9 protein-coding genes are annotated in these 11,675 nt (G+C 69.8%); 1 reads left to right on the top strand and 8 read right to left on the bottom strand.

Annotated features, from left to right (window positions below; translation table 11 throughout):
• Positions 1-104: 104 nt before the first annotated feature.
• From H2Q94_RS02050 to H2Q94_RS02035, 4 genes are all read right to left on the bottom strand, one after another.
• Positions 105-1,217, bottom strand: a complete 1,113-nt coding sequence (locus H2Q94_RS02050) for an XdhC family protein (protein ID WP_243791403.1) — start codon at positions 1,215-1,217, stop codon at positions 105-107.
• 35 nt (positions 1,218-1,252) lie between these two features.
• Positions 1,253-2,509, bottom strand: coding sequence for a vWA domain-containing protein (locus H2Q94_RS02045; protein WP_243791401.1), 1,257 nt, complete (start codon positions 2,507-2,509; stop codon positions 1,253-1,255).
• Positions 2,510-2,645: 136 nt separating this feature from the next.
• Positions 2,646-3,548 (bottom strand): AAA family ATPase, encoded by a 903-nt coding sequence (locus H2Q94_RS02040; RefSeq protein ID WP_243791399.1) that lies wholly within the window; start codon positions 3,546-3,548, stop codon positions 2,646-2,648.
• Between the two features lie 158 nt (positions 3,549-3,706).
• Complete coding sequence (locus H2Q94_RS02035) at positions 3,707-4,264, bottom strand: suppressor of fused domain protein (protein ID WP_243791397.1); 558 nt, start codon at positions 4,262-4,264, stop codon at positions 3,707-3,709.
• A 149-nt stretch (positions 4,265-4,413) separates the two neighbouring features.
• Between H2Q94_RS02035 and H2Q94_RS02030 the strand changes: the two genes are divergently transcribed.
• On the top strand, positions 4,414-4,785 hold the full coding sequence (locus H2Q94_RS02030) for a PspC domain-containing protein (protein ID WP_243791395.1): 372 nt from the start codon (positions 4,414-4,416) through the stop codon (positions 4,783-4,785).
• A gap of 25 nt (positions 4,786-4,810) precedes the next feature.
• Here H2Q94_RS02030 and H2Q94_RS02025 read toward each other — a convergent pair whose 3' ends face one another.
• The 4 genes from H2Q94_RS02025 to H2Q94_RS02010 form a co-directional block, all read right to left on the bottom strand.
• Complete coding sequence (locus tag H2Q94_RS02025) at positions 4,811-6,835, bottom strand: glycoside hydrolase family 84 protein (RefSeq protein ID WP_243791393.1); 2,025 nt, start codon at positions 6,833-6,835, stop codon at positions 4,811-4,813.
• A 956-nt stretch (positions 6,836-7,791) separates the two neighbouring features.
• Entirely contained in the window at positions 7,792-9,429 is a 1,638-nt protein-coding gene (gene groL, locus H2Q94_RS02020) for a chaperonin GroEL (RefSeq protein WP_243791391.1), read from the bottom strand.
• Positions 9,430-9,730: 301 nt separating this feature from the next.
• On the bottom strand, positions 9,731-11,032 hold the full coding sequence (locus H2Q94_RS02015) for a serine/threonine-protein kinase (protein WP_243791389.1): 1,302 nt from the start codon (positions 11,030-11,032) through the stop codon (positions 9,731-9,733).
• Positions 11,033-11,190: 158 nt separating this feature from the next.
• On the bottom strand, positions 11,191-11,394 hold the full coding sequence (locus H2Q94_RS02010) for a cold-shock protein (protein ID WP_184483357.1): 204 nt from the start codon (positions 11,392-11,394) through the stop codon (positions 11,191-11,193).
• Between the last annotated feature and the right edge of the window lie 281 nt (positions 11,395-11,675).

Raw genomic sequence — 11,675 nt, 5'->3', positions numbered from 1 at the left:
TTTCCCTCGTGGCGGAGCCACTTGGGAAAAAGATCCCGCAGCGAGAGACCAACTGAGGTTCCGCCACCCGACCACCAAAGCAAAAAGACCGGCGGACGAGAAGCTCAGCGGTGAATCGGGCCTTCCGTTTCGGCGAGGCGGGCGCCGTGGCCGCCCCAGCGCAACGCGATCAGCTCCGCCGCGATGGACACCGCGGTCTCCTCGGGCGTGCGGGCTCCCAGGTCCAGGCCGATCGGTGAGGACAGCCGGGCCAGGTCCGCTTCGGCCACTCCGTTCTCCCGCAGTCGCCGCATCCGGTCGTCGTGGGTGCGCCGTGAGCCCATGGCGCCGACGTAGCCGATGCGCTGCCGCAGCGCGAGTTCCAGCACGGGCACGTCGAATTTCGGGTCGTGCGTCAGCACCATCACCGCGGTCCGCGCGTCGAGCCGTCCCGCTTCGGCTTCGGCGGCGAGGTAGCGGTGCGGCCAGTCCACGACGACGTCGTCCACGCCGGGGAACCGGCTGTGCGTGGCGAACACCGGCCGCGCGTCGCACACCGTGACCCGGTAGCCGAGGAACGAGCCGATGCGCGCCATCGCGGCCGCGAAGTCGATCGCGCCGAACACCAGCATCCGCGGCGGCGGTTCGAAGGAGTTCACGAAGACCCGCATGCCTTCGCCGCGCCGCTGGCCTTGCGGCCCGTATTCCAGGACGCCGCTGCGCCCGCTGGCGAGCATGCCGCGCGCGTCGTCGGCCACCGCGTCGTTGATGCGCGCTTCGCCGAGGCTGCCCTGGGTCCGCTCGTTCCACACCAGCAGGTGCGAGCCGATCCGCGCGGCGTCGGGGTGGTCGACGACGGTCGCGACCGCCACCGGTTCCTCTTCGCGCACCGATTTGGCCACGGCGTCGAAGTCGGGGAACGTTTCGCGATCCACCCGTTCCACGAACACGTCGAGGATGCCGCCGCAGGTCAAGCCGACCGCGAACGCGTCGTCGTCGCTGACGCCGTAGCGCTGCAACGCGGCGGGTTCGCCGTCGAGCGCCGCCGTGGCTCGTTCGTACACGGCGCCTTCCACGCAGCCGCCGGACACGCTGCCGACGGCCTCACCGGTCCGCGTCACCAGCATCGAGGCGCCCGGCGGCCGCGGCGCGGACCGGAAGGTGGCCACCACGGTGCCGAGTCCCACCGCCTCTCCGGACTCCCACCGTTCGGCCACCTCGTCGAGCACGTCACGCACAGCCCACCTCCGCCATTGCCGGCACTTTCCCGCGCTTACCCGGCTTTCCGGGTTCTCCCGGCTTTCCGAGAGCCCTCGGCATCCCGAGACTCCCCGGCATCCCGAGACTCCCCGGCATCCCGAGACTCCCCGGCATCCGGAGAGCCCCCGGCGTCCCGAGTCATGGACATCTCAGCACTCGCGGCACCCGGCGCATTCCCGCCGAGGCGCAACACCCACGACCACACTCGTTGCAACGAGCCGAGGCTGTGTCCGGCTACGAGCCCGTCCAGGTGCGGCAGCGCCGCGACGATCCCGGACTGCACCGGCGCGTACCCCTCGTGCCCGGCGTGCGGATTCGCCCACACCACGGCTCGGGCCAGCCGCCGCAACCTGCGCAGTTGCTCGCCGAGCAGGCTCACGTCGCCGCGTTCCCAGCCGTCGGAGAACACCACGACGACCGCCCCTCTGGCCACGCCCCGCTGCCCCCACCGGTCCAGGAAGGCCCGCAGCGTCTCCCCGAGCCGGGTGCCACCGGAGAAGTCGGGCACCGCTTTCGACGCCGCGTGCAGCGCGTGCTCCGGGTCCCGCTGGCGCAGTTGCCTGGTCACCCGGGTCATCCGGGTGCCGAGGGTGAACACTTCGGTGCTCGCGGGAGCACGGCGGGTCACCACGTGTGCGAAGCGCAGCAGCGCGTCCGCGTACGGGCTCATCGAGCCGGACACGTCGATCAGCAGCACCACCCGGCGCGGCCTGCGGCCTCGGTGGCGCCGGGTGAGGCGCAGCGGTTCGCCGCCGCTGCGCAGCATGTTCCGCAGCGTCGCGCGGGAATCCAGCGGGCCGCGCCGCGACCGGTGCCACCGCACCGCCGGACGGCTCGGCGGGTCCGGGCGCAACCCCGCGAGCAGTCGGCGCAAGTGTTCGCGTTCGGCCTCGCCGAGGTCGGCCAGGTCGCGGTGGCGCAGCACTTCGTCGGCGCTGGCCGCCGCCTTGATCGGATCGTCGTCGGTGGTGTCCTCGCCGTCGGATCCGGTGCTGAGCGCGGCGATCCGTGCCGGGCGCGGCGCGCTCGGCACCTCGGCGACCGGCGGGGGCGCCGCGCCGAACCAGGAGGCGAACGCCGCGTCGTAGCGGGCGAGGTCCTCCGGGTCGGAGCACAACGTCAACCGGCCCGCCCAGTACACGGCGGAGCGCTCGGCGAGTCCGGTGTGCTCGGTCGCGGCGAGGAACGCCTGCACCCGGTCGGGTCCGCAGGCCATGCCCGCGAACCGCAGCGATCGGGCGAACCCGACCAGACCGGCGACCGTCTCCATTTCCCCATTGTGCCGCGCGAACCGCGCACTCCCGCAGAACGATTTTCGGCGCTGTTCGCGGCGAAGCCGCCGAGCGGCGATCACCGGTGCGAGCCGACCATCCGACCCGCTAGGCAGGTCGTCCTGGAAGGCTCCTTCAGCCCGTGCCGGTGAGTTCGCTCAGCAGACCGGTGGCGCGGACCCGGTCGGTGTCCTCCCGGTACTTCAGGACCGCGCCCAGCGTGGCGGCCGCCGTGTCCGGATCGAGCTCGCCGCCCAGGGCTTGCAGTGCCTGCGCCCAGTCCAGCGCTTCGGCGACGCCCGGTGGTTTGACCAGCTCCAGTTCCCGCATCCGCTGCACCGTTTCCGCCACCTGGCCGGCCAGCCGCGCGTCCAGGTCCGGCAGCCTGCGGCGCAGGATCCCCACTTCGCGTTCCAGGTCCGGGTGTTCCAGCCAGTGGTAGAGGCAGCGGCGCTTGAGCGCGTCGTGCACTTCGCGAGTGCGGTTCGACGTCAGCACCACCACCGGCGGCACTGCGGCGCGGACCTCGCCGAACTCGGGGATGCTCACCGCGTACTCGGACAGGACCTCCAGCAGGAACGCCTCGAATTCGTCGTCGGCGCGGTCGATCTCGTCGACCAGCAGCACGCACGGCGCTTCCCGCAACGCGCGCAGCAGCGGGCGGGCCAGCAGGAAACGTTCCGTGTACAGGGAGGATTCGGCGGCGTCCGCGTCCAGCGCGCCGTCGGCGGCCGCTTCCAGGGTGCGCAGGTGCAGCAGCTGCCGGGGGAAGTCCCAGTCGTAGAGCGCTTGCGCGGCGTCGATGCCCTCGTGGCACTGCAGGCGGATCAGGTCCACGTTCAGCGCCACCGCCAGCGACTGCGCGAGCGCCGTCTTGCCGGTGCCCGGTTCGCCCTCGCACAGCAGGGGGCGGCGCATCTTCAGCGCGAGGAACGCGGCGGTCGCGATGCCCGCGTCCGGCAGGTAACCCGTCTCGTCCAACGCCACGGCCACGTCGCCCGGAGACCGCATTCCCAGCACCTCACCGTCATCCGCCATACCGCGAGCGTAAGCGCCCCCACCACCTCGAGGTGAACGCCTCCTTCGCCCGGTCCCACCGGTCGAACGGGACGTTCACTCCACTGACGGCACCGAGTGGACGTCCCCTTTGAGCGGTTTCGCCGGGCAAAGGGCCATTCACCTGAGCGGGGGAACGTTCAGCTGACGCTGGGGCGGCGGATGTCGGTGAGGTCGGTGCGGTGTTGTTCCCAGCGGTCGTAGAGGGCGTCTCGGCCGTAGCGGGCCACCAGCTGGGATTCGCCGCGGGTGATCGGCAGCAGCGTGATCAGCTGCAGCACCGGGGTGCCGTCGCCGTCGAGCAGCACGTCGAAATCGTCGGCCAGGTAGGGGTGCGGCGCGGCGAGGGCGCCCGCGATCTCGGTTTCGGGCAGCAACGCGCGATCGTTCATGATCAGGGCGCCGTAACCGACCCGGCTGCCGGACTCGGTGAGCAGTTCGGCGATCACCGAGGTCAGGTGCCGCCCGTACCGCTCTTGGTCGGCGTGCACCGTGCACAGCACCTCCTGCGGCAGCGGCGCTCCCGCCGTGTGCTCGCGCAGGCCGCTGGTCAGCACCGACACGTACGGGCCGGAGTGGTGGTCGCAGTACACGAGGTGGTAGTCGCGTTCGCGCCCCTCGGTGTCCCTGCTGTCGGCGCCGCGAACGGTGCCGACGTACTTCTCGACGTGCGCGGGAAATCCGCTGAACCGGCTCATGCCGCCACCCCTTCCGTCGAGCTGATCATGTCAGCCGGGTCCTCGCGCGGAGCCGGGGACGCCCTGAGTGGATGCGGCGGGCGAGATCGGGGTTCACCCCGGGGGCGTCCCGGAGGTTTCCGTCCCGCTCGAACGACAAGCTGACAACCATGACCGAGACGACGCACCACCGCTTCAACGAGACCGCCCAGCCCGAGGACACGTCCGCGTCGACGATCTCCGGCGGCGGGCACGATGCCGGGAACTTCGGCTCCGGCGCCGAGTCCGGCACGGACGCCCGCGACACCGGCCGCACCTCGTTCGACCGGCCCGCCGACTCCACGCCCGGCGCCGCCCCGGAACCTCGGAAGTTCCGGCGGCGGCGCGACGGGATGATCGCCGGAGTGTGCGGCGGCGCCGGCGACCTGCTGGGCATCGACGCCACCGTGGTCCGGGTTGGCCTCGTCGCCGCCACCGTCCTCGGCTTCGGCTCGGGAATCCTGCTCTACGCGATCTGCTGGGCCGTCGTCCCGCAGGAGTGATGGGTCGTTGCACCGGCAGAGCCCGCTAGGGCAGCTGTGGTGCCTCCCGGATGAAGACGTCCAGCACTCCGTCGGCGAGCCGGACGGCGCCCTGCGGCCGGGTCTCGCCCGGAACCGTCTGCACGCCTTCGGCCCGCCGCGCCAGGTCCGCGGCCGCGGCGAACCGCTCGTCGGCGACCGCCTGGTTGCCGTCCTGCCGCGCCTGCAACCCGTCCACTGTGGTCACGAGCGCGTCGCCCCACAGGTCGGTGGCCTGCAACCACGGTTCGGAGTCGGCGGCGAAGTCCTTCGGCGCCGAGGACCGGATCCGTTCGGGCGCCTGCGCGATCTGCTGGGCGTAGTCGCGCAGCCCGGCGAGCGCCGCCGCGCGGTCACCGCCGTCCCACTCACCGCGGAACTCTTCCAGCCGCCGGTCCAGCTCCGGTGCCGGCGGCTGCCACGGGGACCCGTTGGCCAGCGGCGACATGGTGTTGAGGTCGAAGAACACCAGCAGTGCACGGGTGGTCTCCGGGTCGGCCGCCGAAGCGGGCCGCAGCGCCGCCGCCGGATCGGTCGCCAGGTAGCGGGCCGCCGCGCGATGCGCGCGCTGCGCGTCGAAGTCGTCGTCGTTCCAGGCGAAGTCGGCCGCCCCGATCTCAACGACCTTGCTGGCCGCCGCCTGGTTCATCGGATTCGACACGTCGCCGACGAGCTGTTCGCTCAACCCGGGCTCACGTTCCCCGTACGGCCCGAGCAGCAGCCGTCCCACGGATTTGTCGAAGTCGTTGACCGGATAGTTGTCCCAGAGGAACACCTTCCGCCCCCACACTTCGGCGGCCTTCTCGGCATCGGAGACGGTGATCTGTTCGGGGATCACGCCGTCCCCGGTCCACATCACCACGACCCGCGGATCCAGCCCTTCGCGCACCGCCGTCTTGTACGCCGAATCCTCGTAGTCGGAATACTCGGTCGGCACCATCTGCAGTGGCTGTGCACCGGGGTGGGTGTCGATGAATTCGCGCTGCACCCGGCTGAGCAGTTCGGCCTGCGCGCGGCCCGCGGCGGCTTCGCCCGGAGCGCCGTACTTCGCCTGGTCCTCGCCGCAGTTCCAGCGGGTGTAGGAAATGTCGTCGAACGGCACGGAGAAGTCCCGCACCCCCGAGTCGTACACGGCTTGCAATTTCGCCAGCAGCGCTTGGAAATCGCCCGGGTCGTTGTAGCAGATCGACGTTCCCGGCGAGAGCGCGAAGGTGAACTTCACGTGGTGCGCCCCGGCCTGGCCGATGAGCTGCTCGACCTCGTCGAGCTTGTCCGCCGGGTACGGCTCGCGCCAGCGTTCCCGGTGGTACGGGTCGTCCTTCGGCGCGTAGATGTAGGTGTTGAGCTTGACGTCGCCGTAGAAGGCGAGCTGATCCATCCGTTCGGCGTGCGTCCACGGGCTGCCGTAGAAGCCTTCGATCGATCCGCGCAGCGGCATGTTCGGCTCGTCCACCACGCCGACCCCGGCGATCCGGCCGGGCGAGGCGAGTTGCCGCAACGTCTGCACGCCGTAGTAGGCACCGGTCGCGTCGTCCGCGCCGAGCACCACGGTTTCCTGACCGCCGCGGGCGGCGAACACGTAGCCCTCGGCGGGCAGCGGGGACGGCGCTCCCCAACCGTTGTCCTGCAGGCCCTTCACGATGCCCGGAGCCATCCGGTCGCCGATCCGCACCAGCAGCGTCGAGTCCTCGGCGGGCGGCCCGGGTTCGCGCACGATCACATCGGAGGCACCGGCTTCGCGCAGCACGCGTTGCGCCAAGTCCCGCGTCGCCTGGTCCACGAACGGGTCGACGACGAGTTCGACCTTGCCGCGCACCGCCAGGTCTTCGCCGAGCCGCTCCGTCTTCTGCGGCTGCGGCACCACTTCCGGCACGCCTTCGGCCGGGTAGGAAGCCGGCCCCGACTCACCTCCCGCAGGGGGCGGCTGCGGAGGCGGCGCCGCCCCATCGGTGCAGCCCGCGGCGATCAAAGCGGCACTGAGCAAGACCGCCGCCGACCCGGCGACCCGGCGCAACGCACCTGAAATGGCCATCCGCCCGAACCTCCTCAACCCATCGGACCCGAAAACGTGCAGCACTCAGGAGATCACATCGCCCACCCGATCGCCCTGCCCTGACCGGCTTACGCCACCATCGCGGCGGCCACGCCACCCAGTCCCCCACCCGACGCCCCACCGCGAACCAGTCAACGACAAGCCCCGCAATGACCGAACAAACCCAACCCCACCAACCAGCGAAGCCGCACAACCAACGACGAAGCCACACCTACCTAGCGACCAAAGTCCACACCCCACGACGAAGCCATGCCTCGCGGCGGTAGCCGTGCACTCGGCGGCGAAGCCATGCCTCGCGGCGATAGCCGTGCCACGCGGCGAAGCCGCGCAGTCGGCGACGAAGCCCGTCAAGGGCAAAGCGAAGCAAGCCTGCCTTGCGGCGATAGCCGTGCCCTACGGCGATAGCCGTGCTTCGCGGCCAAAGGCCGTGCCTCGCGGCGAAGCCGTGCCTTGCGGCGAAGCCGTGCCTTGCGGCCGAAGGCCGTGCCTGGATGCGCGTCAGCGCATAGCCCACCCACGCAAAACGACCACCGGCGGGTTCTCAGCGGCCTTCTCGCGAGGACAGCCATTTCGCTGTGTATCGGACATACATGAGAAATGGATCCCGCAGCGAGAAGGCCGCTGAGGTTCCGCTACCCAGACACCCCAGACAAACGAGCCCTGGAAGTAATCACTAAAGACGACCTTCCACGCACCACACCAACCACACACCAAGCCCGGGAAGGCCCTAAAACCCCACCCACACGCCAAGCCGAACAAGACTCCAAAACCCCCGCCCACACGCCAAGCCAGGGAAGGCCCTAACCCCCACCCACACGCCAAGCCGAACGAGACTTCAAAGCCGTCCCGGACGCGACGAAGGGCCGCCCCCACAGGGACGGCCCTTCATCGTGCGATATCTGGGATTCAGAACGAACCCCGGTTATCGGCATGGGTCACATCATGCCGCCCATGCCACCCATCGGGTCGCCACCGCCGGCGCCCGCGCCAGCGGACTCCTTCTCCGGCTTGTCCGCGACCACGGCTTCGGTGGTCAGGAACAGCGCGGCGATCGACGCGGCGTTCTGCAGCGCCGAGCGGGTGACCTTGGTCGGGTCCGGCACGCCGGCGGCGAGCAGGTCCTCGTACTCGCCGGTCGCGGCGTTGAGGCCGTGTCCGACGGGCAGGCCCTTGACCTTCTCCGCCACGACTCCGCCTTCGAGACCGGCGTTGATCGCGATCTGCTTCAGCGGGGCTTCGACGGCCAGCTTGACGCTGTTGGCACCGGTCGCTTCGTCGCCCTCGAGCTTGAGGCCGTCGAACGCGGACACGGCGGCCTGGAGCAGGGCCACGCCGCCACCGGCGACGACACCCTCCTCGACGGCGGCCTTGGCGTTGCGGACCGCGTCTTCGATGCGGTGCTTGCGCTCCTTGAGCTCGACCTCGGTCGCCGCGCCGGCCTTGATGACGGCCACGCCGCCGGCCAGCTTGGCCAGCCGCTCCTGCAGCTTCTCGCGGTCGTAGTCGGAGTCGGAGCGGTCGATCTCGGCGCGGATCTCGTTGACCCGGCCGGCGATCTGCTCGTCGTCGCCCGCACCTTCGACGATGGTGGTCTCGTCCTTGGTGACGACGACCTTGCGGGCCTGGCCCAGCAGCGGCAGGTCCGCGGTCTCCAGCTTGAGGCCGACCTCTTCGCTGATGACCTGGCCGCCGGTCAGGACCGCCATGTCCTGCAGCATCGCCTTGCGGCGGTCGCCGAAGCCGGGGGCCTTGACCGCGACGGACTTGAAGGTGCCGCGAATCTTGTTGACCACCAGGGTGGACAGCGCTTCGCCCTCGACGTCCTCGGAGATGATCAGCAGCGGCTTGTTCGTCTGCATGACCTTCTCGAGCAGCGGGAGCAGGTCCTTGATGTTGGAGACCTTGGAGCTCAGCAGCAGGATGTACGGGTCGTCGAGCGACGCCTCCATCCGCTCGGTGTCGGTGACGAAGTAAGGCGAGGTGTAGCCCTTGTCGAAGCGCATGCCCTCGGTGAGCTCAAGCTCGAGCCCGAAGGTGTTGCTCTCCTCGACGGTGATGACGCCTTCCTTGCCGACCTTGTCCATCGCCTCGGCGATGAGCTCGCCGATCTGACGGTCACCGGCCGAGATCGCCGCGGTGGAGGCGATCTGGTCCTTGGTCTCGATTTCCTTGGCGCTCTTGAGCAGCTGCTCGGCGATCGCCTCGGTGGCCTTCTCGATGCCCCGCTTGAGGGCGATCGGGCTGGCACCTGCGGCGACGTTGCGCAGACCCTCGCGCACCAGCGCCTGGGCCAGCACGGTGGCGGTCGTCGTGCCGTCACCGGCGACGTCGTCGGTCTTCTTCGCCACTTCCTTGACGAGCTCGGCCCCGATCTTCTCCCAGGGGTCCTCGAGCTCGATCTCCTTGGCGATGGAGACGCCGTCGTTGGTGATGGTCGGCGCGCCCCACTTTTTCTCGAGCACGACGTTGCGGCCCCTCGGCCCGAGCGTCACCTTGACGGCGTCGGCGAGGGTGTTCATGCCGCGCTCAAGGCCGCGGCGGGCTTCCTCGTCGAACGCGATCATCTTGGCCATTGCGGTGTGGTCCTCCACCTATCTGGACGCCACGAAAGGCAGGTACGCCCCGTGGCAGGACTCTGTGCTCGGCCAGGCTCGGTGCCCGCGACGGACGACCGGTCACGCGAAGCCGTCGTGTGGCGACGCGCGGACGGCCTCACCGTCCCGACCTGGCACTCAACTGCGCTGAGTGCCAGATCCAGGTTTAGCACTCCCGCACGGCGAGTGCAAGGCGCTCCGGTCGAGCAAGGTCGCAGCCAGCCGCTTTTCCCCCGTTCGAGCCGCACGCGGGCCATCCATCGGGTGGCCAACGCCATGCTCACTCGGTGACGGTCGGGACCTCGGTGGGCAGCCTGCTCGGATCGTAGGACGACGAGTTCTCCGCGGACCGGGGGGCTCCTCCGCCGGAGCCGCCGGAACCGCCGCCGGCCGAGAACGCCATCGAGATGAACACGATCACGACCACGATCGCGGCGACGGCGATCAGCAGCGGCACGAGCCACTTCGCCGAGCCGCCGCCCTTGTTCGTGGCGAACGAGGCGGACTGCGCGGGCATCGGCGGGCGCAGCCGCACCGGATCGCCGCCCGGACCGGACGGCGGGCGCTGCGGCTGCTGGTACTGCGGGCCGTACGGCGACGGCGGGCGCGGCCCCTGCGGCGGAGGTCCCTGCGGCGGCGGGGGCGGCGCCTGCTGCGGGCCGCTGTTCGGTGCGGGCGCGGACTGCTGGGCGAACTGCGGACCGGACGGCGGCCCGACGGTCGGGATCGTCTTCTTCGTCGGTGCGTCCGGCGGGGCGTTCAGCGCGGCCTTCGCGGCCGCCATGAGCTCCTTGCAGGTGTCGTAGCGCTGGTCGGGCTTCTTCGACATGCCCTTGCGCAGCACCTCGTCCAGCCCGACCGGCAGCGACATCAGCGACAGCGCCGAGGGCGGCGCGGTGCTCAGGTGCCCCTGGATGACCTCCTGCACCTGCCCTTGGAAGGGCGGGCGGCCGGTGAGGCAGGCGAACAGCATGCAGCACAGCGCGTACAGGTCGGTGCGCCCGTCGACGGGTTCGCCGCGCAGGTGCTCCGGCGCAGCGTAGGTCGGGGAACCGAGGAAGTCGCCGGAGCTGGTTCGGTGCCCGGTGGCGCCGCGCCGGGTGAGGCCGAAGTCCGCGAGGTACACGTGCTCGTTGGACGACTCGCGCGAGGTCACCAGCACGTTCGCCGGCTTCAGATCGAGGTGCACGAGACCGCGTTCGTGCAGCATGTCGAGCGCTTCGGCGGCCTGGCTGAGCAGTTCTAACGCGCGCGGCGGCGAGATCGGGCCGTCCTTGATCAGGCTGGCCAGGTCGGATCCGTCGACGAGCCGCATCGCGATGTAGAGCATGCCGTCGACCTCGCCGAAGTCGTACAGCGGCACGATGTTCGCGTGGTCGATGGCCGAGGTGTTGCGGGCTTCGTCGACGAAGCGTTCGCGGAACTCGGCGTCACCGGTGATGTGCTCACCCATGATCTTGAGTGCGACCTTGCGGCCCAGCCGGGTATCGGTGGCGCGGTACATCACGCTCATACCGCCGCGGCCGAGAACTCCGTCGATCTTGTAGTGACCGAGACGGCGCCCGGTTAGGTCTTCCGACACGCAACTCAGCCTAACGTCCCTCGATCACCTTCGTCTTCGGGTTCCACCACTCCGATCTCGCATCGATGCCCGCGGTTGTTCGCCCGCCGATTCCGGTCGTCCGCCGAGACGACCGGTGGCCCGCCCCCGAAAAGGAGCGGGCCACCGGGCAACGAGCATCAGACCTTGCGGACGCCGTCAGCTTGGCTTCGACCGTCGCGCCCCGCCTTCACCTCGAATTCGACCCGGTCACCTTCGGCGAGGGTGCGGAAACCGGACATGTTGATCGCGGAGTAGTGCACGAACACATCTGAACCACCATCGGTGGCGATGAAGCCGTACCCCTTCTCCGAGTTGAACCATTTGACCGTGCCGACCGCCACGGCGTCCTCCTCATTGAAATGTGATGCACGGCGCCCCGATAAAGCGCCGATGGAGCACGGATGACGCTACCGGAGTCGGCCCGATTCGTCCGCTGTTGACCATTGCGACTTTTCCGCTAAATACTGCTCCAAACGAGTGGATTTAGCAGCCACGGCGAGTAGCCGAAGGCTTTCCATTGCGCCGAATCGCGCAATGGAAAATCCTGGAATATTCCGCGGATTTCGGGTAATGAAAACCATCTTCCGCTTTCGCCGCACACCGCCGCACCCGCGAATAGCGC

This window comes from Saccharopolyspora gloriosae (assembly GCF_022828475.1).
Taxonomy (GTDB): Bacteria; Actinomycetota; Actinomycetes; order Mycobacteriales; family Pseudonocardiaceae; genus Saccharopolyspora_C; species Saccharopolyspora_C gloriosae_A.
Note: the sequence above shows the minus strand (reverse complement) of the source record. Positions and strands in the feature narration are given on the sequence as shown.

Excerpts from the sequence above, each read along its gene's own strand:
- H2Q94_RS02045 (WP_243791401.1), bottom strand. The coding sequence starts at position 2,509 with ATGGAGACGGTCGCCGGTCTGGTCGGGTTCGCCCGATCGCTGCGGTTC.
- H2Q94_RS02040 (WP_243791399.1), bottom strand. The coding sequence starts at position 3,548 with ATGGCGGATGACGGTGAGGTGCTGGGAATGCGGTCTCCGGGCGACGTG.
- H2Q94_RS02035 (WP_243791397.1), bottom strand. The coding sequence starts at position 4,264 with ATGAGCCGGTTCAGCGGATTTCCCGCGCACGTCGAGAAGTACGTCGGC.
- H2Q94_RS02030 (WP_243791395.1), top strand. The coding sequence starts at position 4,414 with ATGACCGAGACGACGCACCACCGCTTCAACGAGACCGCCCAGCCCGAG.
- H2Q94_RS02025 (WP_243791393.1), bottom strand. The coding sequence starts at position 6,835 with ATGGCCATTTCAGGTGCGTTGCGCCGGGTCGCCGGGTCGGCGGCGGTC.
- groL (WP_243791391.1), bottom strand. The coding sequence starts at position 9,429 with ATGGCCAAGATGATCGCGTTCGACGAGGAAGCCCGCCGCGGCCTTGAG.